Source organism: Microlunatus aurantiacus, from assembly GCF_039536605.1.
Lineage (GTDB): Bacteria > Actinomycetota > Actinomycetes > Propionibacteriales > Propionibacteriaceae > Microlunatus > Microlunatus aurantiacus.
In genome coordinates this window covers 1-514 of the sequence record NZ_BAAAYX010000038.1, presented here as the reverse complement: position 1 = coordinate 514, position 514 = coordinate 1, and the positions used below count along the sequence as shown (strand labels likewise).

Below are 514 nucleotides of genomic sequence, written 5' to 3'. Positions count from 1 at the left end.
AGGCTGCCGCCGGGGCGGCCAGGGTGGCGGCAGCGCGGGTCAGGTTGAACGCGATCACCGCGAGCACGAGCCAGGCCGCGTTCGCGGTGAACACCCCCGAGGGCAGGTGCGCCAGAGCTGAGTTCTTCAGGTCGGCGTGGACTTGTTCGATGATCGCGTGCCGACGGTGGACCTGGTCCGCGGTCACGGTGTCAAGAAGCGTCGGGTCGGTGGTGGTGAAGAACGCGTGGAACCGCCACACGTCGAACAGCCCGTCCTGACCGGCGGCGCGGTGCTGGTCGGCCTGGAAGTCGGGGATGCGGCGCACGATCAACCGACCCGGCACCTGGTCAGCCTTGGGTTGGGCGGCGAACGCGGTGAACGTGATCTCGGCGACCTCGGCGCGGGAGATCCACTCGCCGGAGGTCTCGTCGAAGACCGCGTCGGTGTACTCGATCGCTGTCCAGGCGTCCGCGGGAATGCTGGCGATCGTGGCTTTGACCCGGGCGTCGGTGCGGACGGTGACCGAGACCTG

Annotated in this window: 1 pseudogene; it reads right to left on the bottom strand. The window is 69.3% G+C overall.

Annotation, left to right across the window (positions count from 1 at the left end):
- Nucleotides 1-514 (bottom strand): annotated as a pseudogene (locus ABD714_RS22910) (IS1380 family transposase); the annotation flags it as partial.